Consider the following 26,743-nt stretch of genomic DNA (forward strand, 5'->3'; position numbering starts at 1 on the left):
GTTTAGGCATCTATGCAACAAAGCCACTTGTTGCAGGATATTTGCAAGAGATGCTGAAACAAGTTCAGCATGACATTCTGAGTAATAATGCTAATATCCTGAAACAAGTTCAGGATGACTTTTCCCTCTTCAACCAAACTCCAGCAACGTCTGCCCTCTTAATACATGATCTTTTTCATTAACGAAAACTTTGGCTATTTTTCCGTCTCTTTCTGCTAGAATTATATTTTCCATTTTCATAGCGGTTAGTATCATGATTTCCTGCCCTGCTATTACTTCTTCACCTTCTTTTACTTTAATTGCGGCAATTTGTCCCGTTAGAGGAGCTTGTAGTTCCGAGCTTTCTTCTTTAACGATTTTTGCAATCATTAATGCCTCAAGCTCCGATATACGCGGGGAACGGACAAAGGCTTTTACGCTAATACCAGCATGCGATAAAATATAGCCGGTCGGTATATTTTCAATTCTAACATTAGCTTTTTTACCGTTAACTAAGCATGAAAAAAGATCACTACCTAAATGCCAACTACTACGAATATATAACCGATCACTCTCATGGCGTATATTATAACCGTTTTCAACCGGCGTAATTAACACCGGAAATAATTTATCGTCAATTGATACTACCCATCTAGTACCGATTTTATTACTTTGGTTATTAATATTGCCGGAAATTGACGAAGCACGTTTTTGTTCCGAAATATAAATAAAAATAGCGGTGGCAACAAATACGCCGGTAACTTCAGAAGTTAAGCTGGCACCTGAAAAGCCGTCCGGATATTCTTCTTCTATAAAGGCAGTATTAATATCACCGCTGACAAAACGCGGATGTAACATTACCGCTTCTAAAAAACTTATATTGTGAGAAATACCGTTAATTATATATGAGCTTAAAGCCGATCTCATAACTTCGATTGCCTGCTCTCTAGTCTCGCCGTAAGTGCATAATTTTGCAATCATCGAGTCATAAAACATGCTTACCTCACCGCCGAGTCCGATACCGGTATCTATGCGAATATTAGAATTTTTCGCAGGTTCAGAATAGGCGGTAATCCTACCGCTAGATGAGAGAAATCCTCGACTTGGATTTTCTGCGCAAATTCGTGATTCAAACGCCCAACCTTTTAACTGCACATCCTCTTGAGAAAATGAAAGTTTCTCGCCGGCGGCAATTTTTATCATCTCTGCAACTATGTCTATGCCGGTAATCAGCTCGGTAACGGGATGCTCTACCTGCAACCTAGTATTCATCTCTAAAAAGTAAAAATTTTTCTCGCTATCTACTATAAACTCAACAGTACCGGCTGAATAATATCCGACCTTTTTGGCTAAAGATATTACTTGGCTGTACATTTGTTGCCTGATCTCTTCGGTAATAAAGGAACTCGGAGCTTCTTCAATTACTTTTTGATGATGACGCTGGATAGAGCATTCCCGCTCCCCTAAACAAACGTTATTGCCGTGCTGATCGGCAAGTAATTGAATTTCAATATGCCTAGGCGATTGGATTAATTTTTCAATAAATAATCTACCGTCGCTAAAACTATTTACCGCTTCAAGCTTAGCCGATTCAAAAGCACTAGCCATTTCTTCTTGATCTTTTACTACTCTCATACCGCGCCCGCCGCCGCCGGCAGTCGCTTTAACTATTACGGGGAAACCTATTTCATTGGCAATATCGATTGCTTGCTTAACATTACTGATTGTTCCCATATAACCCGGAACGGTACTAACTCCTGCTTCAATCGCAATTTTTTTTGCCTCAATTTTATCGCCCATTTTTTTAATAGCCGTAGCACTCGGGCCGATTAAAGTAACGCCTTCCCTCTTTAAAATATTAGCAAAATTCGGATTTTCGGACAAAAATCCGTAGCCGGGATGCACGGCACCCGCCCCGCTCTCACGAATAGCCGAGATAATATTCTTGGTGGATAAATAACTTTCTGTTGCCGGAGAATTACCGATATAATAAGCCTCATCCGCATATTGCACATGCATTGAGCTGGTATCTGCTTCAGAATATACCGCAACTGATTTAATGCCCATTTTCCTTAGGGTACGGATTATTCTCAAGGCAATTTCACCGCGATTAGCGATTAAAACTTTATCAAATAATGGTTTAGTCATAATTTATGTATTGTTAGTTTTTTTAATATCGTTTTCGCATAAAATGCCGCATCGTCATTGCGAGGAGGCATTGTTGCGTGGATACCCTAAACGTCATTGCGAGCGACTGAAAGGAGCGCGGCAATCCAGAAAACAATGATTTTCATAGCATTCTTTGCTAATTTTCCCTAGATTGCCACGTCGGCACGATGTGCCTCCTCGCAATGACGAGGTGAGTAACAACGCCCTCGCCTGCACAGGAATAACATTAAAGCGGCAAATTATCGTGCTTTTTCCAAGGTAATTCGACTTTTTTAGTACGCAGGAAATTTAACGCCTTACATATCCGCCATCTAGTATTTTGCGGTTTTATAATATCGTCTAAATACCCCCTAGAAGCCGCAACAAACGGCGATGTTACCGTATCTTTATATTCAGCGATTTTCTGCTTTTTTGCTTCCGGGTCTTTACATTCTTCTTTAAATATTATTTCTGCCGCTCCTTCGGCTCCCATAACGGCAATTTCCGAATTAAACCACGCATAATTTATATCACCTCGCAAATGCTTTGAATTCATAACTATATAAGCTCCTCCGTAAGCTTTGCGGGTAATTACGGTAATTTTAGGAACGGTTGCCTCGGCATAAGCGTATAAAAGTTTAGCTCCGTGCTTAATAATACCGTCATGCTCCTGAGCGGTACCGGGTAAAAAGCCGGGTACGTCGACCAAACTAACGATTGGAATATTAAAAGCATCGCAAAAACGGATAAATCTTGCCGCCTTTCTTGAGGCGTTAATATCTAAGCATCCGGCTAAATGCAACGGCTGATTAGCTACAAAACCGATCGGATACCCTTCCATATAACCAAAACCGATAATAATATTTTTAGCAAAATCCGGCTGTAATTCAAAAAATTCTCCTTCATCGACAATACGCTCTATTAATTCCTTCATATCATAAGGTTTATTAGGGGTAACGGGTATTAAGGTACTTAAAGACATATCCACCCTATCGGCCGGATCGACTGTACAGCGCACAGGCATAGGACTACGATTAGATAAAGGCAGGAAATTAAAGAATTTACGGACTTCTAAAAGAGCTTCCACGTCATTTTTAAATGCCAAATCGGCGACACCGCTTTTAGTCGTATGCATATGCGCACCACCGAGTTTTTCTTGGCTTACTTCTTCACCGGTAACGGTTTTAACTACGTCAGGACCGGTGACAAACATATAAGAAGTATTTTTAACCATAAATATAAAATCGGTTAAAGCCGGAGAATATACGGCACCGCCGGCGCAAGGCCCCATAATTAAAGTAATTTGCGGAATAACTCCCGAAGCCAAAACATTTCGCTGAAATATTTCGCCGTAACCGGCAAGCGCGTCTACGCCTTCTTGAATTCTAGCGCCCCCTGAATCATTAATACCGATAACCGGCGCACCGCTAGCTATAGCAGCATCGAGAATGTTACAGATTTTTTTAGCATGATGCTCACCGAGCGAACCGCCAAACACCGTAAAATCCTGACTATAAATAAAAACTAACCTACCGTTTATAGTGCCGTGACCGGTTACTACCCCGTCACCTAAAAATTTTTTATCTTTCATGCCGAAATTATCGCATCTATGTGATACATACATACCCGTCTCGGTAAAGCTACTAGGGTCTAACAATATTTCTATTCGTTCCCTACTTGTTAGTTTACTTTTTTTATGTTGCAAGTTAATTTTTTCTTCACCGCCTCCTTGCCTCGCAATATTTCGCTTTTCATCAAGTAACTCAGAAGAATGTATATTAAATTGACTCATATGTACTTTTATCTGTTTAATGATTGATGTATACTATATAATAAAATTGTGAAAAGCCTAGTAGAAATTTTTATTGCGGCTTTAAAACCCTAGTTTATAAGGCAATAACTAAGTAACGGTAATATCAAGTGACTATAACAAAAGAAAATTCAGAAAAACCCGTAAAATCAAAAACAAAATTTGATAATTTATCAAGTGCGTTAAAAGAAAATTTACAAAGACGTAAAAAGTCTCAAAAAGCTACCTCCATAAAAAAGATAGAAGTTAAAAATGAAATACCTACTCCTTAAGCGCATAGCCTGGACGTTATTACAATTGTAACTTAATTCAATCAATAAAATTATATGCCATACAAATACTTAGCTATCGGCGTACTAATTATTCTTATCGCCGCTTTATATTTTCGCAATTATTTACCTTTTTTTAATAATAAATCCCAGTTTATCTTAAATGAAAATGAAAAGGAATTAGCAGCATATGATAAAGCGATAGAATTAAACCCAAGTTATAGCGATGCGTATTTTGGAAAAGGTATAACACTTGAAGAACTAGGCAAATATGATTTAGCCATTGAATCATATAATAAAGTAATTGAATTAGAACCTATTGACCCAGATGCCTATTTTAATCGAGGTGTAACATTAGAAAAATTAGAGAAATATGATTTAGCTCTTGAGTCATATAATAAAGTAATTGAGCTAAATCCTAATTACCCTAATGCAGAATTTAACAAAGGTAATACATTACTTTATTTGGAAAAATACGACTTAGCTCTTAAGGCATATGATAAAGCAATTGAGTTAAACCCTAATTATGCTAATGCATATCTTAATAAAGGTAGAACATTACATGAATTAGGTGAATACGATTTAGCTCTCAAATTTTATGATAAAGCTATTAAGTTAAATGTGAACGATTTTAAAATATATTTTAATAAAGGTGAAACACTAGAAGAAATAGAGAAGTATGATTTAGCCATTGAATCATATAATAAAGCAATTGAGTTAGAACCTAATGATATCGATATTTATTTAAACAAAGGAAGGGTTTTATATATATTAAGAAGATATAATTTAGCTTTTGAAGCATATAATAAGGCAGTTGAATTGGATTCCAATAATTCTGAAGCTTATATCAATCAAGGTGCTGCATTAGGAATGCTTGGCAAGTATGAGCTTGCTCTTGAATCACAAAATAAAGCACTTGAATTAAATCCTGAAATCTCTAGTTTATTATATCTTAATAAAGGTGCTACATTATATAAATTAGGTAAATATCAACTTGCACTTGATATGTATGAAAAAGTAATAGAACTAAATCCTAATGATGACAAAGCACATTTCAATAAAGCAATAACATTAGAAGAACTAGGCAAATATGATTTAGCTATCGAATCATATAACACGGCGTTAGAGATAAATCCGGACTATTCAGAAGCAAAAGCTAGAAAACAAGCGATATTAGATGGTACGTGAACACAAGCGAGTCTTACAAAATTTAGTGTGCTGTTGCCAGAAAATAATCAACTAGCAACCTTAGATATTTGCATAATACGTATACGATCCTTTATATATGGCCATTCGTTACGTTCTGCAAGCTCTAAATCATAATGTGATTGTAGATTAATCCACAATTGGGCTGAAGTTTGGAAATATTTACCTAATCGCAAAGCCATATCAGCAGTAATCGATCTTCTACCATGTATTATTGCATGAACACGGCTAGGTGGTACATCAATATCACGAGCTAACTGATTTTGACTTATGTTTAAAGGCTTCATAAATTCTTCTTCTAACACCTCGCCAGGTATTACAAGATCGAGTAATTGAGTCATATAACCTCCTTAATGATAATCAACAATTTCAACATTATGAGCATTTCCATCATGCCAAACAAAGCATATCCGCCATTGATCATTAACACGAATACTATGCTGGTCTGCTCTATCTCCTTTTAATGATTCAAGTTTATTTCCTGGCGGAGAACGCAAATCATTAATATTACTAGCTGAATTTAATAATTTAAGCTTCCTTTGTGCTGAACGGATAATCGAGTGAAAGCGTTTTACAGATTGGTTATAAAATAACTTTTCCGTATCAGAGCAAGTAAAGGATACAATCATGTTGTAATAGTTTTAGTGTTATTTAAATAGTATTAACAAAAATAGAATACATCAAATTTTATGTCATTTCAAGAAGATTTAAGCATTGTTGCATGGATATAACTGACTATGATGAATATTTGAAAACCATTTCATTACTCTAATATCAGGATTTTTTTTACGTAATTCCGATATAATATTAGTATCTAACAAATATCTCATAAGTCAACCTCTCTAGCCTTACCTCTTGCTCTCTCAATTTCTAAATCGTCAAATTTTGGACCGCTTAATAAGAATTCACTAAAATTAAGTTTTTGCTTTATAAGCTTTTCATAATCATTTATTCCTATGATTATTACCGCATCTTATCCTCTTTTAGTAATACATTGCGGTTTGCCGTGCATTGCCGTATCAATAATGTTACTCAACTTATTTTTTGCTTCATGTAACTGCCATTTATTCATACTAACCTCCTAATAATGCCTAGCTTCTATAGCTAGACCGGCTAGATTATAATAACATAATAATCTAGCTATGTAAACAGATCGAAGCTGTATATAGCAAAAAGCATTAAGGTATAGACATTAAATTTCAGAGCGAGCTTGCGCTAGCCGTCAGCTAGTACGTGAGTACAAGCGAGACTTGCAAAATTTGGTGTATAGACCTTAATGCTTGAAGCTATATATTTGACATGCTGGGATAAATTGCATAATATACCTCATATTTTTAAAATGAGTATTATGGAATCAGATAAATTATATCTTTTTAAAGATAAGCGTTTTTTACCGAATTTTATAGTACAATTTTGCGGTTGCCTTAATGATAATATATTAAAAAACGCTCTTATTATTCTGATAACTTACGGCTTATCAAATCATTTAAGCGAATATAGTAATATGCTGGTGTTAGCCGCAAATACTATCTTCGTATTACCTTTTATAATATTTGCCAGTATTGCCGGGCAAGTTGCCGATAAATATGAACGATCCACTTTAGTTAAAATTATTAAAAGCTGCGAAATTGCTATAATCGGTGTTGCTATTTACGGCTTTCTTCATAATAGCCTGCTAATCCTTTTCTTCTCCATTTGTTTTATGGGGATTCATTCAACATTTTTCGGTCCTATAAAATATAGCGTTTTACCGGATCATTTAAATAAAGATGAGTTACTAGGTGCTAACGGTTTTGTCGAAGCGGGAACTTTTATTAGTATTTTTATCGGTACTATAATAGGTAGTTATTATACTATCAGCAGCAATTTCATTATCCTAGCCTTAGTTATAGTTGCTATTTTGGGATTTATTACTAGTTTTTTCACACCGAAATCAAATAATGCCAATCCGGGTATTAAGATAAATTTTAATATCATAAGCGAAAGCTTAAACATGCTAAAATATGCTAAAGCTAAGAAACAAGTATATTTAGCGATACTCGGCATCTCCTGGTTTTGGTTTATCGGGGCTGCAATAATTGCTCAAATTCCTCTGCTTGCTAAAGAAACTTTCGGTGCCGATGAAAATGTCGCTAATTTATTTTTAGCAATTTTTTCACTTGGGGTAGGAGCAGGATCATTTTGGTGTAGCAAGATTTTTGAAAATGAAATTACTTCCAAATATGTTTTTATTTCGGCACTCGGAATTAGCATATTCGGTATCGATCTGTTTTTTGCCAGCAGAATAAGCGCAATTCACTATGAACCTGAACAACTAAAAAGCATTTTGGTATTTTTATCGAAAAAGCATAATTGGCGTATCGTTATAGATTTATTTTTTATTGCAGCTATCGGTGGCTTATATATCGTACCGCTTTTTGCGGTATTGCAATATTTCACAAGCCCCGCTCATCGCAGCCGCATTATAGCCGTAAATAATTTAATCAATTCAATTTTTATGGCGGCCTCTACTATAATATTATCATTATTATTTTACTTAAATTTCTCAATTCCGTTCGTTATATTGGTGGTAAGCTTACTTAATATAAGTGTTGCTTTTTATATTTATCGTTTAATGCCGGAAATTAAGATTATTCCGTTTAGCGTGATAAAAAGTATCTTTCAAGCATTTTTTGACTTAATGTATAAAGTTGAAGTTAAAGGAATCGAGAATTTTTATAAAGCCGGAAAAAGAGCCGTAATTATAGCTAATCATATTTCTTATCTTGATCCGCCGCTACTTGCAACTTACTTGCCGGAGCAAATGACTTTTGCTATCAATACTGAAATAGCAAAAGTATGGTGGATTAAGCCTTTCTTAAAAATGGTAAAAACTTTGTCGGTTGATCCGACTAACGCCATGGCTATAAAAACTTTAATAAAAGAAATTCAAAAAGATAAGAAAATAGCTATTTTTCCTGAAGGAAGAATAAGCATGACCGGTTCTTTAATGAAAATTTACGAAGGTCCCGGCATGATTGCTGATAAAGCCGACGCAGTAATTTTACCGGTTAGAATAGACGGAACACAATTTACACATTTCTCCAAACTAAAAAATATATTAAAAAGAAAAATATTCCCCAAAATTACTATTACCGTTTTACCGCCGGTAAAGTTTTCACCTCAAGAAATAATGGATAATAGAGAAAGACGTAAATATATCGGGCAAGCTCTGTATGATATCATGGCCGATATGATGTTTGAAAGCTCCGATTATAAGAATACTTTATTTCAATCTCTTATTGAATCTGCTAAAATTCACGGTTTTAATAAAAAAATAATTGACGATATCGAGAATAATTCAGCTACTTATCGGCAGTTATTATTTAAATCTTTTATTTTAGCCGATTTAATTAAAAAAAATACTGCTTTAAATGAACATGTAGGGCTAATGCTGCCTAATATATCCACAACAATTATTACTTTTTATGCTACGCAATTTTGTCAGCGTATACCCGCCATGATTAACTGGGTAGGCGGCGCAAGTACCATTGTCGCCTCATGCAAAACGGCTGCAGTTAAAACCATTTATAGCTCACGACAATTTATTGAAAAAGCCGCTTTACAGGAAGTAATAGCTAAGCTTCTTGAGGCTAATATAAAAATAATTTACCTTGAAGACGTGAAAGACGATATCGATTTATGGCTAAAAATAAAATCGTATGTCGGTAGTTTTTTTCCACAAAGCTATTATAATCACTTATGCAGTAATCCGAGCGACAAAGATGCGGCTGTTATCCTCTTTACTTCAGGTACTGAAGGCACGCCTAAAGCCGTAGCATTATCTCATCAAAATTTACAAGCTAATAGATATCAAATATCCGCAAAAATACATTTTAGTCCTGAGGATTTAGCTTTTATTGCGCTGCCCATGTTTCATTGTTTCGGTCTTACCGGCACGGTTATTATGACGCTTAACGGTATAAAATCATTTTTCTATCCTTCACCGCTGCATTACCGCGCTATACCCGAAACAATATATGATGTCGGAGCGACTATTTTAATCGGTACCGATACGTTTTTAAACGGCTATGCCTGCTATGCTCATCCTTATGATTTTTATTCCGTACGTTATATATTTGCTGGCGCAGAAAAACTTCAAGAAAAAACCAGACAATTATGGCTTAATAAATACGGCATCAGAATTTTTGAAGGATACGGCATTACCGAAACCGCACCGGTTATCGCCTGTAACACTCCTATGCACAATAAACAAGGGACAGTCGGAAGATTATTATCTAAAATCGAATACAATATTAAACCGGTGGAAGGAATAAAAGAAGGCGGGCGTTTATTCGTCAAAGGACCGAATATTATGCTTGGCTATTTAAACCTAGATAAGCCCGGCACTATTCAATCGGTAGCGTCACAGGAAAAAGGTTGGTATGATACGGGCGATATCGTAAAAATCGATTCGGAAGGCTATATAACTATCATCGGAAGAGTTAAACGCTTTGCCAAAATAGCCGGCGAGATGATTTCGCTGGCAGCTATAGAGGAATTAGCAACACGAATAGATTCAGATCCTAACAGTATAAATGCCGTCATTTATTTAGCTGACGAAAAAAAAGGCGAGCAGATTTTACTTTTTACCACTAGCCCTATTATTACTAAAGAAAGCTTTATAAACATAATAGACAAAGTCATGGTTTCAGCAATGCATTTGCCTAAATTTATTATTAACGTTCCAGAAATACCGATATTCCCGACCGGTAAAGTTAATTACCCGGAAGTGATTAAAATGGCGCGGGAATATGTGCAAAGCTGAGGAGGTATTTAGGAAATGAATAGTCATTTAATAAAAATTATATTAGATATAGCTATTTTCTTAGAATTTTCTAATGAAGATATTATAAATGACGACTCTGCTATTCAAATGATGGAGAGCATAGCTTATGAATTGCAGAAAATGGAAGAATCACATAAAAATGATTTTATAAAAAAAATAAATGAGTTAGCTAATGAATATAAAGACGAACAAAAAGTATTTGTACAAACATTCGCTTACAATTGTGGGCTTATTGAAAAGTAAATATTTATATAGTCTTTTGATTTAAATGTATTTTTAAAAAAACTGCGTCGGCTACATTTCTGCAGAGGCGTTATTACGTGGATCGATTCTACTCTGTTATTGCGAAGAGGCGTTACCCGCGTGGCTCAAAAATTAATAAAAATCCGTCATGGCGAAGCCGCGTAGTGGCTGTGGCCATCCAGGCTATCCCGAATATATGAGGGATTTAATTAGAATACCAAAAAATTTATATAGGTGGCAAGTTTAGTATAAAAATATGTTTATACTTAGATGGCCACGGCGCCAAGAGGCGCCTCGCCATGACGGTTTGGGTATCCACGTAACAATGCTGCGCGGGAATGACATCGAAAATTCGAGCCACGCGGGCATTGCCACTCACACTATCTATCTTCTTCTAGAACTAGAACGATGATCAACCTTTTTCAGTTGATGTTTTTTTATTGCGTTCGCTAATTCTTGTTTATGATCATTTTGCTCGCCGCTTTTAGTAGGTTCTTGCTTAATTACCTCTCCGGCCTTAATCACCTGTTGTTGTATATTAATAGGAATTTCCGATTTATTTACGACTGATTGTTGTTGCGGTTTCCATCCAACAGGAGGCGGAGGTGGAGGCATTGGAGTAGCGCTAGGTGATAGCAGCGATTTAGAAGGTTGGCGCGGTTCATTACTTACTACTCCCGATATTTGCTGTTTTTGTTTCTCTACCTCTTCTTTTTTACGCTTTATCGCGGCCATAGCTCCTTGAGCCTGTCTCTCTACAGCTGTCGGTTCTGATTTTGTAGCCTTATTACTACTGTTTTTATTATTAAACTGCTCTGCTCTTTTGGCAGTATCCTTTATAGTATTTATTTCTTTTTCACAACTTTTTAACGTAGCCTCAGCCTCCGGTATAATTTTATTATTAATCTCTCTCATGCGTTCGTTAATATTATTTATTATTGCTTTACTTGGAGCCTTTTCTTTGCTTGCTCTCAATTTTTTTAGTTCGGCTTCAGCAACTTTTTTTGATTTCTGCGCTACTATTTGCTTTTGTTTTAACTCTTCTAAACGTTTTTCATGATTATTTATTTTCTCTTCAGAAGATTTTACTTGAGAGGATGAAGTCCTAACAGTAGCATCTTGTTTCTTGCTAACGGCAAATTTTGTTGCAAGTTCTTCTGCAAGAGTAAGTGCTTTCTTCTCGGTTACTTTGCTAATTTTATTATCTGATGATTTATCTCCTAAGTCTGCTGTTTCAAGATCATTAAATTTTGCTTCAGGTGATAACTGCTTATCTTTAACTTTTTGTAATTCCGGCTCTTCCTTTTGCACCTTCCGTGTTGTCTCTTTTAACAAATTATGAAGCTGTGTGGTAGTGCTGACAATAGGAGTTTTTACCTGATCAGGAAATCGCAAAATTTTATAAGCTTTTTCTAAGTCTTCTTTTAAATAATCATAAGTCGCTTTAATACCGATTACGTCCGTATCAAAACTTGCAGCAATTTGAGCAGCTAAATTGACAGCCTCCGGTGTCGGTTGCTTTCCCTCCTCACATAAAGGTTGTATTATAACTTTAGATTTTCCCCCCAACAACCATTGTGAGAAAATATTCGGCTCATAAATTTGTATTTGAACTTCCGCACCTTTTATATCTTGGATTTTTATCTCTCCTTCGTAACCCGTAAATTTATTTAACCAAAATTTTGGTTGATTTAGCTCAGTTTTTAATCCATCAATATCTTTTAACTTAGGAAAAATATTTTTTATATCATTATCGTTACTCTTAAGAAAATTATTTAAATTCTTAAAAACCGTATCATTCTGATAATTTACATTGTTTATCTCATAACCGACGGCATTTTCCGTAAAATTTAATTCAAACGGCTCTGCTTTTATTTTATTATATAATTTTTTTAAAAATTCTTCATTAAAATCTCTATTATCATTTGTACCGCGCAAATTTTTCTTCAACTCTTCAAAAGTCATTTTTCGAGAAGCGGCAATACTAGAACTATGCAGATCGGTATTAAGCATGATTGTTTGAAACGCTAATATATATGCGGCATCTTTACTTTTTATTTCCCCGTCAGGGTTTTGTTCACAATATTTTTTTCCGAAAGCTTCAACTAATCTATCTATTTTTTGAGCTTCACCCGGCAACTTAAATGTTTTTAAATAATCCCGCAAACTTTCTAAAAAAAACTTTTCTTTAAAATCAAATTGTTTAACAAAACTTTTTAATATTTTTTGGTTATCTTCTCCGCGGGTTCCTAGGTAATCTCCTACCGATTCTAAATTTAAATTTCTTTTTTCTTCACAAAAAAACTTAGCGATTTCTTCTACAAAATCTTTATTTTGCTGCAAACATAAATCTTTAATTTTTTTTATACCATCTTTAGAATGATTATTAAAAAAATTAATTATTTCTTTTTTATTTTTTTCAGAGAAAGGCATAATATTCCCTCTTAAGTTAATTAATTTTAATCTTTATATATATCTTTATACATATAAAGTTATTTTAATTCAAATACTTTATATATTTTATTAAATTAACTAAGCCTTGTTGCACGGCTACCGGAATCGTCATTACGAGCGACTGGATACCTTGGCGACTGGATACCTTGTTGCATGGCTTGAATTTTCGATGTCATTCCCGCGCAGGCGGGAATCCAGAAAATATTTAAAATAAGCAAAATTATATAATAAATTACTATGTTAATTTGCTCATATTAACTTTCTGGATTCCCGCCTTTAGCCATAACTGTCCGAAGTTAAAAAAATTAAGGTTAAAAATAGTATTTTTGAGCATCAATATTAAGAATTTTTACTATATATAGCCATTAAATACAGTAAAAATCTATATTTCTTTCTACTTCTTTATGTAACTTCGGACAGTTATGGCCTTTAGCTAGAATGACATACGACACTTTTTTAGAGCCATGCGGGCAACGCTAATTAACTACTAAAAGCTGCTTCAATACAAGCAAAAGTTGCAATTTTTAATATATCATTAGCAGTAGCACCGGTTTGTAAGATTTGAACAGGATATTCAAAACCGTTAATTATCGGACCGATAAAGGCATTAGAAGAAAATTCCTGTAATAATTCGGTAGAGATAGCGGCGGAATTTAAACCGGGCATAATTAGCACATTAGCCGGTCCCGATAACCGACAAAATTTATATAATTTACGTAAATTAGAGTTCAGAGCTACATTTACCGACATTTCACCGTCATATTCAAAATCTAACTTCATATTATTGAGTTCCGACTCCTCATCTTCCCGCAAACTATCTAATATTTTTACCGCTTCACGAATACGAGCGGTTTTTTCTTTGGTAGCATTACCGAAATTGGAGAATGAAAGAAGTGCAACCCGCGGTATCATGCCCATATTTTTAGCAATTTCTGCGGTCTGCACGGCAATCTGAGCAAGCTCCCAGCTATTTGGAAATTCAGTGATACTATTATCGGCAATAATTATGTTCTGTTCCTTAGCGATCATAATAGAATAGCCTAAAATTCTACGCTTCCGTTTTACCGGGATTACCTTCATTATATCTTCAAGGCTATCTGCATAACTCTTGGTAATCCCTGTTAGAACCGCATCGGCATCTTTGCACGCTACCATACAGCTTGCGAAAATATTTTTATCTGTTTTGACAAGTTTTGCACAATCTCGGTAGAGATACCCTTTCCGTTGCAACCTTTCATATAAATAATCAATATATTTATCAAGATTCTCATTGATAGACGCATTCATTATTTCTATGCCGTCTAAATTAGTATCATGACCTATTTTTTTTAAAGTAGCTTCTATTTTTTCACGACGTCCTACTATAATAGGATAACCTAGTTTATCGTTACGCATCATAATAGCCGCCATAATTACTTCCTCTTCTTCACCTTCGGCAAACACGATTCTTTTAATAGATGCATTATGTATTTTTTCAGAGAGTAAGCTCATATAATTAGAAGTAGGGTTTAATCTACTTTCTAATTCTTTTTTGTACTTGCTAATATTAAAATCAAGGATTTTAGCGACTTTGCTATCTATGGCAGCTTTGGCAACAGCGAGGGGAATAGTGGTAATTAATCTTGGATCAAAAGGCACGGGAATGATGTAATCAGCTCCGAAAACCATTTTACGCCCGAAATAAGCTTTATATACTTCTTCCGGTACAGGCTTTCTAGCAAGTTCGGCTATTGCACGGGCGGCCGCTATTTTCATTTCTTGATTAATAGTTCTAGCTCGGACGTCCAAGGCTCCGCGAAAGATATACGGAAATCCCATAACGTTATTTATTTGGTTATTATAATCCGAGCGACCGGTTGCAATAATTGCATCATCTCGAACTAGTTTTATTTCTTCAGGCGTAATTTCCGGATCGGGGTTAGCCATGGCAAAAATAATCGGGTTTTTAGCCATTTTTGCTACCATTTCTTTTGATACCGCACCTTTAGAAGATAACCCTAAAAATACGTTAGCCGATTCCATAGCCTCCGAAAGAGTACGTAAATTTGTCTCTTGCGCATATATCTCTTTCCACTTATTCGTGCCGCTAGCACGACCTTTATATATTACTCCCTTCGTATCGCATAAAATTATATTTGACTTATCCGCTCCTAGAGCTATTAACAACTCAATACAGGCAATCGCTGCCGCTCCTGCGCCGTTTACGACAATTTTAAGATCACTAAACGAGCGGTTAGTAAGATATGAGGCATTCATAAGCCCTGCAGCAATAATAATTGCCGTACCGTGCTGATCGTCATGAAATACCGGTATATCCATGCAGCTTTTTAACTTTTCTTCAATTATAAAACATTCAGGGGCTTTAATATCTTCAAGGTTAATACCCCCGAAACTATAATTAAGATATTTTACCGCATTAATAAATTCCTCAGGATCTTCCGTATTAATCTCTAAATCTATAGCGTCAATATCAGCAAAATTCTTAAATAAAACTGCCTTCCCTTCCATTACCGGTTTTGAAGCGGCAGCCCCTAAATTACCTAGCCCCAAAACTGCAGTGCCGTTAGATATTACGGCAACCATGTTACCCCTAGCGGTATATTTATAAATATCATCGATATTTTTAGCAATCTCAAGACAAGGAGCAGCCACGCCCGGGGAATAAGCTAGAGACAAATCTTGCTGCGTAACTAAAGGTTTTGTCGGAGAAATAGCAATTTTCCCCGGCTTATCTTTGCTATGATATTCTAACGCTTCAGCATAATTAATTTTATTCATTTCATCCATGGTAATTTATATTTATATTATTTGGTTGTAATTTATAACTTATAGCTTCTTAGATCAAGAAATTATTGATAGGTTTTTGCACACAACCTAAATTAGCAACAGAAATATTTACCAAAAATATTATATAATTAAAAACTTAAGAGAATATTAATTATTTAATTGATTTATTAAGACTAATCCTCTATAATGGCATCCTAATTAATAATTACTTAACAATTAAATTGAGGAAAATAGATATGCCTAAATTAACAATAAAAGGAAACGCTTTAAATCCCAGTGTGAAATTAAGCGAAAATAATTCATTCGTTACAATGTCAGCAGATGCTGGTCTAACAATTAATGGTACTTATAATATTAATGGCTCTGATAATTTACCTCTTATAATACGCGGTCTTACTGATATTGAAGTTAATGATAATTGTAAGCTTACAGTTGCTAGTAGTGAATTACCTTTAAATAATATTAATATTGTCCATGGTACTATAGATTTAAATAATAATTATGAAGGAGCAGTAGCTGTAGCTATTTCTGTAGGAGAAAATAGTAAATTGACTCAAACCGGTAAAGATTTACCAATGAACACAGTAACTATAGGTGCGCAATCAGATTTTAATTTTACTCATCATGGAGCTGATTATACTATTCATAATTCAGCCCCGGCAACTAATAGTGCGGCTAATGGAGCATACATTGCTTCAATTACTGGAGCAGGAACTAAGATAGAATTTAAAAACCCCCATGAAAAATTAGATTCAATAATAGAAATTGCTAAAAACCTTGAATCAGCTAGCCTTAATGACTTTAAGAAATATGAAGAAGGTAAAGAAGAAAGTAAAAAATTCATAGATTTACTGTCAGGAACAAATAATTTATCTGATAAAGTGCAAAAGATTGATTCTCATATCAATCAGCATTATTTTGAGCTTACAAAGGTTGTACAACATAATAGTACTGTAGAGAGTGATCTAGGACTGCCTAATGAAATACTAGCACATATTAGCTCTTATTTAAATTTGAGTGATATAAAACTAGATTTAGCAGGAGAAACCCATAATTTTACAGGTGAGTAAAATTAAGTTTTCGATGTCATTCTAATTCAAATGGGAATCTAGAAAAAACACCGTCATTGCGAGGAGATTCGAAGAATCGACGCGGCAATCTAGTAAATAATAAAAACACCGTCATTGCGAGCGAAGCGAAGCAATCTAGCTAACTTCATAAGATTGCCGCGCCGCTTGCAGCGGCTCGCAATGACGAGGTAAAATCGTTCCACGCAACAATGCCCCCTTACCCCAACATATACATAATAAGCGACAAAGTAATTACCGAGAAGAAAGTAGTAAATGTTATGATAGACGCCATTGATTCCGGATCACCGCCAAGTTGACGAGATAGTACGTAAGCCGTACTTGCACAAGGCAAGCAACTATATAGTACTCCCACGGATTTAGTAACTCCTTCAATTGACATTAACCATAAAACTATTACCGTTACGATCGGAAAAGCTATTAATTTAACAAAACCCGTTAATATTACGTTAAACAAAAGCTCTTTATGAATAGTGAAATTAAGACCTGCGCCGACATTCAACATTCCTATAGCTAAAGCAGCATTAGATAGACTATCTAATGTTTTTTTCAAACCTAGATGTAGTTCAAGGTTAGAATAATTAAACATAAACCCGAAAATAGTTGCGATAATTAACGGATTGCGAATTATTAGCTTAACCATTAAAAGAATGCTGGTTTTAAGAGTAGTAGCTACTGATTTATCGGGAATATAATAAGCAAAGATTATAACCGATAAAATATTAGTAAAAATAATCATATAAGAAGAGATGACGGCAACTATAGCCAGCCCTTCTTGACCTAGTAGTGGCGCACTTACGCCAAAGAAAATATAACTATTATAACGAATTGAACCTTGAAATATTGAGGTAAATTGTACTTTATTGATATTGTATTTTTTTTGATAAATAGCTAAAATAATCGAGATAATACAAGTGGAAATAATAAGAGCGAATACTAATTTTATTATTGAGGAAACGCTTAAATCGGCGGTGGACACATAATTAAACAGCATTGCCGGAAATAATACGAAATATGATAGTTTTTCTATCCCACGCCAAAATTCTTCCGAAGTCAACCATTTCGTTTTGATAATACTACCAAGGATAGTAATCAAAAAAATAGGTAATGTACTAGAAAAAATATCGTTCATTTTTTATGTAATCTAATTTGGCTTAACGCAAAGTAGTATAGCTCGGTGTCATACCGTGGCTTGACCACGGTATCCAGTCTTTTTATTAAGGTTTTTTCTGGATACCGTGGTCAAGCCACGGTATGACAGTAAAACCTCTACAGCTTCTCATTAATCAATTCTATTGTTTCCGCTACTCCGAAAAGCTTAATAAAGGTTCCAAGCCTTGGACCTTCGCTTTGCCCAAATAGTATTTGATATAATTCTTTAAAATAATCACGTAAATTTTCATAGCCGGCTTTCATACCGATATCATATATTGTAGTCTGAATTTGCTCAGCACTGATAGTATCAGGTAAATCAACCAACATTTTTAAAATATCTTCTAAAATACTTTTATGTTTAGCCGTCGGCATTAAATATGATTTATGCGTTTTAATAAAGTCATTAAAGTATTTTACCGCAAAATCTGCTAAATGATCAAGATATAAAGCAGTTGCAGGCGTTGCTCTCGGTTCATATCTTGTAATAAACGCCCAAAGCACTGATTTATCTGAAGGATTACATACTGATGCGAGGTTTAAAAGTAATGCGTAAGTGATGCCGAAAGTTTCAATGTTAGGAACCTGCCCGTGATGAATATGATAAACGGGATTTGCTAATCTCTTTACGGGGTCTTCTTCTGCATGATATTTTTTATTAAAAGTAATATATTCATCAACATTTTTGGGTATTATATCAAAATATAAGCGTTTTGCTCTGGTCGGCGATTGATACATAAAAAGCGACATACTTTCCAGCGGCGCATATTTTAGCCAATCATCGACGCTAATACTATTACCTTTAGATTTAGAAATTTTTTCGCCGTTCTCATCGAGAAATAATTCACAACATAATTGCACCGGCGGAACGCCCCCAAGAATTCGGCAAATCTCGGAATAAAGCCGTGCATTTGCTAAATGATCTTTGCCGTACATTTCATAATCGACGCTTAAAGCTGCCCAGCGCATACCGAAATCCGGCTTCCATTGTAATTTACAATGTCCTTTTGTTACCGGCACTTCTACAAAATTATCTTTTTCATTTTTATAAGTAACTGTTCCGCTACTCGGATCAATTTTTTCAATAGCCACTTGCAAAACTTTACCGGTTTCGGGGCAGATAGGCATAAAAGGCGAATAAGTTGCTTTTCGTTCCGCTCGAAAAGTCGGCAGCATCAACTCCATTATTTCGTCATATTTTTTAAGTACCCTAATCATCATCTCATCAAACATGCCGGATTTATAACAATGCGTGCTACTATAAAACTCATATTTAAAACCGAATCTATCAAGGAATGACCGCATTTTAGCATTCATATAATGACCGTAACTTTCATATTCACCGAACGGATCGGGAATAGCGGTTAACGGCTGATCCATATGAGCAGCTACCATTTCAGGATTCGGGATATTACTAGGCACTTTACGCAAACCGTCCATATCATCGGAGAAACAAATTAATTTTGTCGGGATATCGGATAATTGTTTAAATGCTTCCTGTACCATAATTGTCCGTGCATTTTCCCCAAATGTTCCGATATGCGGCAAACCAGAAGGTCCGTAACCCGTTTCAAATAATACATAACCTTTAGCCGGAACTTTGCCTTTTAAATGATCTAATATTTTTTTTGCCTCTAAAAAAGGCCAAGCATTCGATCTAATCGCCTCTTCAAATATTTCTGACATTTTTTTATTTTACTTGTACTATATTAACAATGAAAGACAATCTACACTAAATTTAATTAATTGTAAAATATGACTTGTGTTTTTTATAGTTTTATACAATTTTATTCTTTAAGATTATAATAAAAACCTCGTCATTGCGAGGAGGCGTTGTTGCATGGCTCGAATTTTCGATGTCATTCCCGCGAAAGCGGGAATCCAGAAAAATTAAACTAAAAATGTAACGATAGCTTACAGTTATATAGAAAAAAGCTTTACAAGCTAAGGCTTTTTAGCCTGGATTCCCGCCTTGCGGGAATGACATAGAAAACGCTTTATCTATCCACGCAACAATGCGATAAAGCCTATACTTAGTTAAGAATACTACATTTAAAAAGATTTAAATATGTTAATCGCTTCAGTTATAAATTTCATTAGGAAAGACAGTTTCCGTATTCTTCATTTAGGTCTAATTACGATTTCTATAATCGCTTTAGCTACCGCCTATTTCGCAGAATATGTATTATACTACACCCCCTGCCCTTTATGCGTATATGAAAGATTTCCTTATTTAACTTTAATTAAAATTTCTCTAACTGCTTTAATAATCAGAAAATTAAGCAAATATACCTTAGGTTTTATTTTCCTTACCTTATTTTGTTCTTGTCTATTATCCGCTTACCATAGCGGTGTAGAGAGAGGAATTTTTGAGCCGAGCGCTCTTTGCTCTTCAATGATTCATATCCCGAAAGGTTTATCTATAAAACATATCAAAGAAATATTTTATAGCCAGCCGATAACCTCATGTACCAAAGCAGCATTAAAGATATTCGGCTTATCAATAACCGAGTATAATTTGCTTTTAAATCTTTGCCTTTTATTTTGGCTATTAGTTATTTGGTTTTATCCAAAAGATAAAAATTTAGAATCATAAAGCAATTATTGACATTGAACAAGCAACCGATTATCTTTATACTAATCTCTTAATATATTTAGGTCATTTATGAATAAAAATTATTTGATACTTTTTTTTGCTGCTGCTATTTTAATAGGCTGCAAAGATAAAGCACCTACTAAACCAAATCCTGTTTTAACAATTGAGGCCGATCCGAGTCCGGCTATTATGAGAACGATAGAGGATACGAATAGGAATATAGGCAATAATATTTCAAGAGTTCCTACTCCCCCTACTCGTTAATATCTTTAAAATGGTTTATGTAGGCTTTCTTATACTAACTTGAAAGCCTTACGATCGATATGTTATAAATATAATGCTTAGTATAATTTCTCCCGCAAAAACCCTTAATTTTAAGGCTATCTCGTTTCAAGAGTCAACCGTACCGGTATTTTTAAGCACGACAAATTACTTGCTTGGCATAGTTAAAAATTATTCTCAAGAGCAATTAACGGAAATAATGAATATAAGTTCCAACCTTGCACAGCTTAATCGACAAAGATTTCAAAATTTTGAGAAGCAAGAGCTTAAACAAGCAATTTTTGCTTATGACGGTGATGTCTATAATAATATTAAAGTCGAAGAATTAAAGTATAAACAATTAAATTTTTTACAATCTCATTTACTAATTATATCCGGGTTATACGGCGTTTTAAGACCTTTAGATGTTATTAGACCTTATCGGCTAGAAATGGCAACTAAATTACCTGATATAAAGAACCTTGCCGATTTTTGGCAAGAAAAAATTACTAGCTATATCAATCAAACCCTTGAACAACATAAAAATAAGTATTTGCTTAATTTGGCTTCTATTGAATATTCTTCCGCTATTGCTATTAGCCATCTTCAATATCCAATGATTAATGTATTTTTTAAAGAAAATAAAAACGGTAAATTACAAACTATCGGAATAAATGCTAAAAAAGCACGCGGCAATATGGTTAATTTTATAGCTACCAACTCAATCGATAATCCTTGCGAATTAAAAAATTTTTCATATTTAAATTACAAGTTTAGCGTAGCCGATTCTTCAGAAAATAATTTAGTGTTTATTAAATAAGATTAACCCTGATACTATATCTTTCTTTAATTCAAATATTCGTTAACTCTACTTCCTCGTCGCTTAGATTAATATCTACCCCCTATAAATAATCCTTAGCTTAGCTTTCAGGTTGAAATAGGCTTTGTTGCATGGCTCATAATTTACCGTATTATGGTTATTACAAGTATGGTGTCATACCGTGGCTTGACACCGGTTTGCTTTGCAAAAATTCGAGCCACGCAACAACGCCTCCAGCCGCTCGCAATGACGATTCCGGTAGCCATGCAACAACGCCGTTGAAATATCGTTCGTGTATTTTTAACATCACTACAACCGAAAATTAGATTAATATCTTAAGGAAACAACTTAATTTCCTTGATTATCTAAATTATTCTGTTACAGTACCATCCGTTAATGGTGTTTAAACTCCATCATTGCAAAACATTTATTAAACCTTAGTGTTATTATGCTAGGGGGCCGTTTCATGAGTGCTGCAGCATTAAATGCAACGGGAAATTATTGTTTTCAATGATTGAGTTTATCCCCTAGCACCCGGCTCTAATTAGTTTAAGATATGATTGAATAATTATAACAATCTCTTATATCTGTTTAGCTTTATGCTAAAATTACTATGCAAAAAAATTTTGCTTTTAAAGTAAAAATAAAATATTAAGCTACAGCTAAATTCAGAAAGCTTCAGACAAGATAAATTTAAAGACGAGCCTGCGCAAGCAGTACCAAAAGTACGTGAGTACAGGCGAAGGTCGAAAAATTTGCTTGTATCAAGCTTGGCGTTGTTGCATGGCTAGAATGTGACATACGGCACTTTTTTAGAGCCATGCAACAACACCATCAAGCGATCGAGATGACGCTGTACGAGAAGGAGGAAAGAAGTTGGCATCGTCAAGTTAAATAAAATAGCTTTCCCTTAAACTGATTTTTTACGATATATTTTCAAGAACACTATTATAAATAACATACTAAATAAAGCATTGCCTAAAAAAAATTGTGACCAAGGGATATATTTTGCACAAAAACCGCCTAAAGAAGCAAGCGTAATTCTAGCAAACGAGCTAAGAGAGGCAATTAATGAATATTCCGTTGCGATAAACTCACTATTACAAAGGCTAGCAAGATAGATAGTAATTACCGTTCCGGCGAGACCGCAGCAAAAATGTTGTATAGTAATAGTAGCTATAAATGCCGGAATATTATGCCCCATAATCGCAAGTATCATAAACATTAGAGGCGATAATAATTGGATAGTACCGCTAATTAGCACACTTTTAAATATGCCGATTTTTGAGGTTAAAATTCCTCCTAATCCTCCCCCTATAATCATCACTACCAAACCGTATGCTTTGGATATTGAAGCAATTTCATGAGCGGTAAAAGATAAATCAAGAAAGAAAGGGGAGCTCATAGCCATCGGCACCGAATCACCTGCTTTATATAGGAAAATAAATAAAATAGTTAGTAGCCAACGAGGCTGACTTAATTTTAACGATAAAATACTCTTGCGGATAACCTCAAAATATTGCTTTATCGATATTAAATGTAGAGTAGCATGGCGTTTTTCTTTCGGTTTCGGCTCTTTAATACATAAGATTACTATAGGTCCGGCTAAGGCTACGACAAATGCTCCTTGATAAGCCGCCTGCCAGCTAAAAATACTAGATAAATATAAAGCCCCGACACTAGCTATTAATATCCCAAGACGAAACCCTATACCGCCAAAAGTAATTGCGAGCGCTAATTCTTCTTTATTAGCAGGGCGCTCTATGCGATAAGCATCTAGTACGATATCCTGAGTAGCCGCGCAAAAAGAAATAATAAAGGCAATAATTGCGGTAATATATAAATTATCACTCGGATTAATAACTAAAAAACCTACTATAGATAATAATAAACATATTTGAGCCGTCAACGCCCAGCCTCGTCTTTGTCCGAATTTAGCACATAGAAACGGTACGGAATATTTATCGATAAAAGGTGCCCATATTATTTTTAAACAATAAGGAAATGCCGCTAAAGACATCGAGCCTATTATATCGGTAGTATATTTTGCTTCGGATAATTGATACGGAATAGTGAAAAATACTAAGGTAAACGCAAAACCGGAGGTTAGACCTAATAATAAAATTCCTATTAGATAATATCGATTGGGGTTAATTAATGTTATTAACAATTTTTTCATTTTATTTATTTGTAATATAGGTTTAGGCTTTGATGTTATTCTCTGCACTCTTATGTCATTCCCGTGAAAACGGGAATCCAGGCTTTTCTTTGTCATGCTGAACTTGTTTCAGCATCTTTAGTAGATCCTGAAATAAATTCAGGATGACTATAATTTTTCTGGATTCCCGCCTTTAGCTAGAATGACATAGAACATGCTTAACCTATCCGCACAACAATTTAATACTTCACTTCCAGCGAGTAAGGTGCTACTTTAGAAAATATTTTACCTACTACCGGTATTTTTGTTATAACAGTACTAATTAAGAAAAATGACGGGATAACATTTCCTGTGAGCTTAATTTGCTGTTTCTTAGTATCAATATTACCTTTCATCGTAAAATCAAAAAACGGTCCTTGCGCTTCTACATCGGACAAGGTTATAATATTGCCGTTATAGCTAAACTTACCTGTCATATTTTCAAATAAAACATTTTTATTATTCACCACGAAACTAATAAAACCGGGTAGCGACACAAAAGATACTATTCGCGTTAAAAAAGGCGTATCCGTTATCACAAAACGTTTGATAGTAAACCTGCCGTCTAATATCGGTATTATTTCACCTTTCTTAACCTCATATCTTTTGGTGTTGAGAGTAAGCTGCATATTACCGTTTTTCATATTATTATATAGACCGATTCCTCTAAGCAAGCTACCTGCATTATCACAATCAATTAACCATTGTTCAAAACCTTCTTTAGCTACCAGAGACATTTGAACTTTTTTATCCCCGATAGCTGCGTTTAAGGAGCCGGCAAAACACTTTACTTTATCGCAATTTATTTTTAAATCTAAATTATTGAGCATTACGTTATTCTTTAGCCTTACCGTTCCTATATTAGCTTTTAAGGAGATATTACGAGCCTCTCCTTCTTTTTCTAAAAATTGCAACATATTAGAGTGTGATAAATCAAGGTTAGCCCCCGTAAGCTCGGTAGTGAGACTATTCTTATTCATAGTAATTTTTTCCCTCAAGCTTGTTTGAGCGTAGTTAATGACCGGTAAAGTAATGTTATAGGTGTCATTTTTTATTAGAGTATTGCCGATAATTTTTAAATTATCTTCTCCCGAAAGGTTAAACTCAATATTATTGCCTGAAGAAGTATTGCTTAATCTAGATTTTAAAGTTAAATTGGCTTTTTTATGCAATTTTTTATGGATAGATATTTTATCGATATAAAATTCTAAATTATCTAAGTTAGAGCTAACATTGATAAAATTTTTATTATTTTTTTGTTTGTTATATTCAAAATTAAAAACGCTACTGCCGGAAATTAATTTAAATATTCCTATTTTTTGGTTTGCGGCAGTAATATTAGTTTTAATTTTTAACACACATTCATTAGTATTTTCTGCCATATTATGATCATACGTAAAACTACTAGTATAATCGTTAATCTTACCCTTGCCGCTAAAACTTATTTTATTATCTTTATAAGTGCCTTTTGCTTCAGCATTTCGTAACAATATATTATTATTAAAAGCATCAAGCGAAATATTTGTTAATATTGAAGAAACATTATAGCTATTCGGTATATCGGGACTAATAAAAATTATTAGTTCAATTACGGAGCTTGCCGTCCCTTTAATTTTTTTAAGATCGATACCTTGAGCTTTAGTATTTTGATATGCCTCTTCAGGAATAAAATCAATTAAATCTACGACTTCACCTTTGGCGGTAGCGTTAAAAATAAATTCCGATTTTGCAAGCCCCTTCCATTTAAAACTCATAATTCCGTTTGAAATAAGGCTTTTGCCGGTATAAGCCTGTTTTACTAAAAACTTTACATTAGGTCCGGACACCACAATATTAGTATCAATATTTTTAAGAGCCGGTAAGTCTTTATGATATTTATATTCAAAATCTGATATATGCAAATTGGCTTTTAACGCCTCTTCTTCTAAAATATCATCTTCAACAAAATTTTTATCGAGCTTTAAGCTAACTTCACCGTTCTGGATATAACCGGATTTAATATGTTTTTGTAAATATAATATTACCCCGTTATTTGGGATAATTTTTTCTATTGTTTGATAAATCATTATCGGGATATTTGTAGCACTAGCAGTTGCTTCAATATTTTTATCGGTTATTATGCCGTTAAACGATAAAAAAGCTTGCTCTTCAAAGGTAAGTTTACAATCAATCTTTTTTTTATTACCTTGCAAAGGATTAGTTTTATATAAGCATGCGGCTTGTCCAAGCGGTAAATTGGCACCCTTTTTATCGGCTAAGATATCGCTTCTTATTTCAGCTAAATTTAACTTAGTAATAGCACTCTTTTTTATTATATTTAAAGTATAATCACCGTTTATTTTAGTATTTATAATTTCTTCATTATTATTTGAGATAACGGCAAACTTATCGATATTAATATTAGCCGATAACGAAGAGTGAGATATTAAATCATGCAAATTAAAAACAAGCTGAAAATTAGAAATTTCTCCTTGTGCATTATCTATAAAATTTAATGAAATTTTATTAATTGATAGATGATTTTCCTTAAATTTCAAATCACTTATTACGGCTTTTATATCTTGCCTATTTAAATAAAATTCGATTATTTTTTTAATCGGCTCATCCATATATCCTTTATTAGCTCTATATATAAGAAAAGTCATAATTATCGAAAATATAACAAGAAATATAAAGAGGTTAAGGAAAGTTTTTTTGATAAAATTCATTTTATAATTATATGTAGATATACTGCTCGTAAGTGAAGCATTGTCATACCGTGGCTTGACCCACTACTGTACGAACGTTGAAAAAAGGCTGTGTCATGCCGTGACTTGATCACGGCATCCAGGAAAATAAAGCCATATTAGACTTATTTTAGAATCTTTTTATGATATTATAAGCTGGATTCCGTGGTCGTAGCCAC

At 34.3% G+C, this 26,743-nt stretch carries 26 protein-coding genes and 1 pseudogene; 13 read left to right on the forward strand and 14 right to left on the reverse strand.

Annotated elements, in window-relative coordinates:
• Positions 1 to 2: 2 nt before the first annotated feature.
• Complete coding sequence (locus AAGD64_RS08035; RefSeq protein WP_341793033.1) at positions 3 to 137, reverse strand: hypothetical protein; 135 nt, start codon at positions 135 to 137, stop codon at positions 3 to 5.
• Positions 130 to 2,127, reverse strand: a complete 1,998-nt coding sequence (locus tag AAGD64_RS08040) for an acetyl/propionyl/methylcrotonyl-CoA carboxylase subunit alpha (RefSeq protein ID WP_341793034.1) — start codon at positions 2,125 to 2,127, stop codon at positions 130 to 132. Before AAGD64_RS08040 ends, AAGD64_RS08035 begins: the two co-directional genes overlap by 8 nt.
• A gap of 10 nt (positions 2,128 to 2,137) precedes the next feature.
• Here AAGD64_RS08040 and AAGD64_RS08045 point away from each other — a divergent pair, with 10 nt between their 5' ends.
• Positions 2,138 to 2,266, forward strand: a complete 129-nt coding sequence (locus tag AAGD64_RS08045) for a hypothetical protein (protein WP_341793035.1) — start codon at positions 2,138 to 2,140, stop codon at positions 2,264 to 2,266.
• A 108-nt stretch (positions 2,267 to 2,374) separates the two neighbouring features.
• Here AAGD64_RS08045 and AAGD64_RS08050 read toward each other — a convergent pair whose 3' ends face one another.
• Complete coding sequence (locus AAGD64_RS08050; RefSeq protein ID WP_341793036.1) at positions 2,375 to 3,919, reverse strand: acyl-CoA carboxylase subunit beta; 1,545 nt, start codon at positions 3,917 to 3,919, stop codon at positions 2,375 to 2,377.
• Between the two features lie 128 nt (positions 3,920 to 4,047).
• On the opposite strand from AAGD64_RS08050, the gene AAGD64_RS08055 reads away from it, so the two are divergent.
• Positions 4,048 to 4,209 carry a hypothetical protein gene (locus AAGD64_RS08055; RefSeq protein WP_253308523.1) on the forward strand — a complete coding sequence of 54 codons (162 nt, stop codon included), beginning with the start codon at positions 4,048 to 4,050 and terminating at the stop codon, positions 4,207 to 4,209.
• Positions 4,210 to 4,263: 54 nt separating this feature from the next.
• Positions 4,264 to 5,394 carry a tetratricopeptide repeat protein gene (locus tag AAGD64_RS08060; protein ID WP_341793037.1) on the forward strand — a complete coding sequence of 377 codons (1,131 nt, stop codon included), beginning with the start codon at positions 4,264 to 4,266 and terminating at the stop codon, positions 5,392 to 5,394.
• A gap of 47 nt (positions 5,395 to 5,441) precedes the next feature.
• Here AAGD64_RS08060 and AAGD64_RS08065 read toward each other — a convergent pair whose 3' ends face one another.
• The 4 genes and pseudogenes from AAGD64_RS08065 to AAGD64_RS08080 form a co-directional block, all read right to left on the reverse strand.
• A complete protein-coding gene (locus AAGD64_RS08065; protein WP_341793038.1) occupies positions 5,442 to 5,753 on the reverse strand; it encodes a HigA family addiction module antitoxin in 312 nt (103 codons plus the stop codon).
• A gap of 9 nt (positions 5,754 to 5,762) precedes the next feature.
• The gene (locus AAGD64_RS08070; RefSeq protein ID WP_341793039.1) at positions 5,763 to 6,041 is read right to left on the reverse strand and encodes a type II toxin-antitoxin system RelE/ParE family toxin; all 279 of its coding nucleotides are present in this window, start codon (positions 6,039 to 6,041) and stop codon (positions 5,763 to 5,765) included.
• A gap of 78 nt (positions 6,042 to 6,119) precedes the next feature.
• Entirely contained in the window at positions 6,120 to 6,242 is a 123-nt protein-coding gene (locus AAGD64_RS08075; protein ID WP_301282643.1) for a hypothetical protein, read from the reverse strand.
• Positions 6,239 to 6,484, reverse strand: a pseudogene (locus AAGD64_RS08080) (type II toxin-antitoxin system Phd/YefM family antitoxin). The gene AAGD64_RS08075 and the pseudogene AAGD64_RS08080 overlap by 4 nt, the downstream one beginning before the upstream one ends.
• Before the next feature lie 276 nt (positions 6,485 to 6,760).
• Between AAGD64_RS08080 and AAGD64_RS08085 the strand changes: the two are divergent.
• The 4 genes from AAGD64_RS08085 (at position 6,761) to AAGD64_RS08100 (ending at position 10,895) form a co-directional block, all read left to right on the forward strand.
• On the forward strand, positions 6,761 to 10,219 hold the full coding sequence (locus AAGD64_RS08085; protein WP_341794183.1) for an acyl-[ACP]--phospholipid O-acyltransferase: 3,459 nt from the start codon (positions 6,761 to 6,763) through the stop codon (positions 10,217 to 10,219).
• A 15-nt stretch (positions 10,220 to 10,234) separates the two neighbouring features.
• Positions 10,235 to 10,483 carry a hypothetical protein gene (locus AAGD64_RS08090; protein ID WP_341793040.1) on the forward strand — a complete coding sequence of 83 codons (249 nt, stop codon included), beginning with the start codon at positions 10,235 to 10,237 and terminating at the stop codon, positions 10,481 to 10,483.
• A 77-nt stretch (positions 10,484 to 10,560) separates the two neighbouring features.
• Positions 10,561 to 10,683: a hypothetical protein gene (locus AAGD64_RS08095; RefSeq protein WP_341793041.1), complete on the forward strand. Its 123-nt coding sequence runs from the start codon at positions 10,561 to 10,563 to the stop codon at positions 10,681 to 10,683.
• 56 nt (positions 10,684 to 10,739) lie between these two features.
• Positions 10,740 to 10,895, forward strand: coding sequence for a hypothetical protein (locus AAGD64_RS08100; protein WP_341793042.1), 156 nt, complete (start codon positions 10,740 to 10,742; stop codon positions 10,893 to 10,895).
• Here the strand turns inward: AAGD64_RS08100 and ralF are convergent.
• Positions 10,868 to 12,916, reverse strand: a complete 2,049-nt coding sequence (gene ralF, locus AAGD64_RS08105) for a T4SS guanine nucleotide exchange effector RalF (RefSeq protein WP_341793043.1) — start codon at positions 12,914 to 12,916, stop codon at positions 10,868 to 10,870. The genes AAGD64_RS08100 and ralF overlap by 28 nt on opposite strands.
• A 109-nt stretch (positions 12,917 to 13,025) precedes the next feature.
• On the opposite strand from ralF, the gene AAGD64_RS08110 reads away from it, so the two are divergent.
• The gene (locus AAGD64_RS08110) at positions 13,026 to 13,151 is read left to right on the forward strand and encodes a hypothetical protein (RefSeq protein WP_341793044.1); all 126 of its coding nucleotides are present in this window, start codon (positions 13,026 to 13,028) and stop codon (positions 13,149 to 13,151) included.
• A gap of 266 nt (positions 13,152 to 13,417) precedes the next feature.
• On the opposite strand, the gene AAGD64_RS08115 is transcribed toward AAGD64_RS08110, so the two are convergent.
• Positions 13,418 to 15,724: an NADP-dependent malic enzyme gene (locus AAGD64_RS08115; protein ID WP_341793045.1), complete on the reverse strand. Its 2,307-nt coding sequence runs from the start codon at positions 15,722 to 15,724 to the stop codon at positions 13,418 to 13,420.
• A gap of 236 nt (positions 15,725 to 15,960) precedes the next feature.
• On the opposite strand from AAGD64_RS08115, the gene AAGD64_RS08120 reads away from it, so the two are divergent.
• On the forward strand, positions 15,961 to 16,794 hold the full coding sequence (locus tag AAGD64_RS08120; RefSeq protein WP_341793046.1) for a hypothetical protein: 834 nt from the start codon (positions 15,961 to 15,963) through the stop codon (positions 16,792 to 16,794).
• Between the two features lie 217 nt (positions 16,795 to 17,011).
• On the opposite strand, the gene AAGD64_RS08125 is transcribed toward AAGD64_RS08120, so the two are convergent.
• Positions 17,012 to 17,944 carry an AEC family transporter gene (locus tag AAGD64_RS08125; RefSeq protein WP_253308514.1) on the reverse strand — a complete coding sequence of 311 codons (933 nt, stop codon included), beginning with the start codon at positions 17,942 to 17,944 and terminating at the stop codon, positions 17,012 to 17,014.
• Between the two features lie 137 nt (positions 17,945 to 18,081).
• A complete protein-coding gene (locus AAGD64_RS08130) occupies positions 18,082 to 19,650 on the reverse strand; it encodes a lysine--tRNA ligase (protein ID WP_341793047.1) in 1,569 nt (522 codons plus the stop codon).
• A 382-nt stretch (positions 19,651 to 20,032) separates the two neighbouring features.
• Between AAGD64_RS08130 and AAGD64_RS08135 the strand changes: the two genes are divergently transcribed.
• From AAGD64_RS08135 to AAGD64_RS08150, 4 genes are all read left to right on the forward strand, one after another.
• Complete coding sequence (locus AAGD64_RS08135) at positions 20,033 to 20,560, forward strand: disulfide bond formation protein B (RefSeq protein ID WP_341793048.1); 528 nt, start codon at positions 20,033 to 20,035, stop codon at positions 20,558 to 20,560.
• 69 nt (positions 20,561 to 20,629) lie between these two features.
• Complete coding sequence (locus AAGD64_RS08140) at positions 20,630 to 20,824, forward strand: hypothetical protein (RefSeq protein ID WP_253308510.1); 195 nt, start codon at positions 20,630 to 20,632, stop codon at positions 20,822 to 20,824.
• Between the two features lie 73 nt (positions 20,825 to 20,897).
• The gene (locus AAGD64_RS08145; protein WP_253308509.1) at positions 20,898 to 21,641 is read left to right on the forward strand and encodes a YaaA family protein; all 744 of its coding nucleotides are present in this window, start codon (positions 20,898 to 20,900) and stop codon (positions 21,639 to 21,641) included.
• 131 nt (positions 21,642 to 21,772) lie between these two features.
• The gene (locus AAGD64_RS08150; RefSeq protein WP_341793049.1) at positions 21,773 to 21,967 is read left to right on the forward strand and encodes a hypothetical protein; all 195 of its coding nucleotides are present in this window, start codon (positions 21,773 to 21,775) and stop codon (positions 21,965 to 21,967) included.
• A 367-nt stretch (positions 21,968 to 22,334) separates the two neighbouring features.
• Here AAGD64_RS08150 and AAGD64_RS10645 read toward each other — a convergent pair whose 3' ends face one another.
• The 3 genes from AAGD64_RS10645 to AAGD64_RS08165 all read right to left on the reverse strand — a co-directional run bounded on the left by AAGD64_RS10645 (position 22,335) and on the right by AAGD64_RS08165 (position 26,546).
• Positions 22,335 to 22,463, reverse strand: coding sequence for a hypothetical protein (locus tag AAGD64_RS10645; RefSeq protein WP_410526070.1), 129 nt, complete (start codon positions 22,461 to 22,463; stop codon positions 22,335 to 22,337).
• An 88-nt stretch (positions 22,464 to 22,551) separates the two neighbouring features.
• The gene (locus AAGD64_RS08160; protein WP_253310120.1) at positions 22,552 to 23,820 is read right to left on the reverse strand and encodes an MFS transporter; all 1,269 of its coding nucleotides are present in this window, start codon (positions 23,818 to 23,820) and stop codon (positions 22,552 to 22,554) included.
• Between the two features lie 218 nt (positions 23,821 to 24,038).
• Positions 24,039 to 26,546 carry a DUF3971 domain-containing protein gene (locus AAGD64_RS08165; protein ID WP_341793050.1) on the reverse strand — a complete coding sequence of 836 codons (2,508 nt, stop codon included), beginning with the start codon at positions 26,544 to 26,546 and terminating at the stop codon, positions 24,039 to 24,041.
• Between the last annotated feature and the right edge of the window lie 197 nt (positions 26,547 to 26,743).

It is taken from the genome of Rickettsia endosymbiont of Ceutorhynchus obstrictus (genome assembly GCF_964026565.1).
In the GTDB taxonomy this organism is placed as follows: domain Bacteria; phylum Pseudomonadota; class Alphaproteobacteria; order Rickettsiales; family Rickettsiaceae; genus Rickettsia.

Excerpts from the sequence above, each read along its gene's own strand:
- AAGD64_RS08040 (WP_341793034.1), bottom strand. The coding sequence starts at position 2,127 with ATGACTAAACCATTATTTGATAAAGTTTTAATCGCTAATCGCGGTGAA.
- AAGD64_RS08050 (WP_341793036.1), bottom strand. The coding sequence starts at position 3,919 with ATGAGTCAATTTAATATACATTCTTCTGAGTTACTTGATGAAAAGCGA.
- AAGD64_RS08060 (WP_341793037.1), top strand. The coding sequence starts at position 4,264 with ATGCCATACAAATACTTAGCTATCGGCGTACTAATTATTCTTATCGCC.
- AAGD64_RS08065 (WP_341793038.1), bottom strand. The coding sequence starts at position 5,753 with ATGACTCAATTACTCGATCTTGTAATACCTGGCGAGGTGTTAGAAGAA.
- AAGD64_RS08070 (WP_341793039.1), bottom strand. The coding sequence starts at position 6,041 with ATGATTGTATCCTTTACTTGCTCTGATACGGAAAAGTTATTTTATAAC.
- AAGD64_RS08075 (WP_301282643.1), bottom strand. The coding sequence starts at position 6,242 with ATGAGATATTTGTTAGATACTAATATTATATCGGAATTACGTAAAAAA.
- AAGD64_RS08085 (WP_341794183.1), top strand. The coding sequence starts at position 6,761 with ATGGAATCAGATAAATTATATCTTTTTAAAGATAAGCGTTTTTTACCG.
- AAGD64_RS08090 (WP_341793040.1), top strand. The coding sequence starts at position 10,235 with ATGAATAGTCATTTAATAAAAATTATATTAGATATAGCTATTTTCTTA.
- AAGD64_RS08100 (WP_341793042.1), top strand. The coding sequence starts at position 10,740 with ATGTTTATACTTAGATGGCCACGGCGCCAAGAGGCGCCTCGCCATGAC.
- ralF (WP_341793043.1), bottom strand. The coding sequence starts at position 12,916 with ATGCCTTTCTCTGAAAAAAATAAAAAAGAAATAATTAATTTTTTTAAT.
- AAGD64_RS08115 (WP_341793045.1), bottom strand. The coding sequence starts at position 15,724 with ATGGATGAAATGAATAAAATTAATTATGCTGAAGCGTTAGAATATCAT.
- AAGD64_RS08120 (WP_341793046.1), top strand. The coding sequence starts at position 15,961 with ATGCCTAAATTAACAATAAAAGGAAACGCTTTAAATCCCAGTGTGAAA.
- AAGD64_RS08125 (WP_253308514.1), bottom strand. The coding sequence starts at position 17,944 with ATGAACGATATTTTTTCTAGTACATTACCTATTTTTTTGATTACTATC.
- AAGD64_RS08130 (WP_341793047.1), bottom strand. The coding sequence starts at position 19,650 with ATGTCAGAAATATTTGAAGAGGCGATTAGATCGAATGCTTGGCCTTTT.
- AAGD64_RS08135 (WP_341793048.1), top strand. The coding sequence starts at position 20,033 with ATGTTAATCGCTTCAGTTATAAATTTCATTAGGAAAGACAGTTTCCGT.
- AAGD64_RS08140 (WP_253308510.1), top strand. The coding sequence starts at position 20,630 with ATGAATAAAAATTATTTGATACTTTTTTTTGCTGCTGCTATTTTAATA.
- AAGD64_RS08145 (WP_253308509.1), top strand. The coding sequence starts at position 20,898 with ATGCTTAGTATAATTTCTCCCGCAAAAACCCTTAATTTTAAGGCTATC.
- AAGD64_RS08150 (WP_341793049.1), top strand. The coding sequence starts at position 21,773 with ATGGCTCATAATTTACCGTATTATGGTTATTACAAGTATGGTGTCATA.
- AAGD64_RS10645 (WP_410526070.1), bottom strand. The coding sequence starts at position 22,463 with ATGGCTCTAAAAAAGTGCCGTATGTCACATTCTAGCCATGCAACAACG.
- AAGD64_RS08160 (WP_253310120.1), bottom strand. The coding sequence starts at position 23,820 with ATGAAAAAATTGTTAATAACATTAATTAACCCCAATCGATATTATCTA.
- AAGD64_RS08165 (WP_341793050.1), bottom strand. The coding sequence starts at position 26,546 with ATGAATTTTATCAAAAAAACTTTCCTTAACCTCTTTATATTTCTTGTT.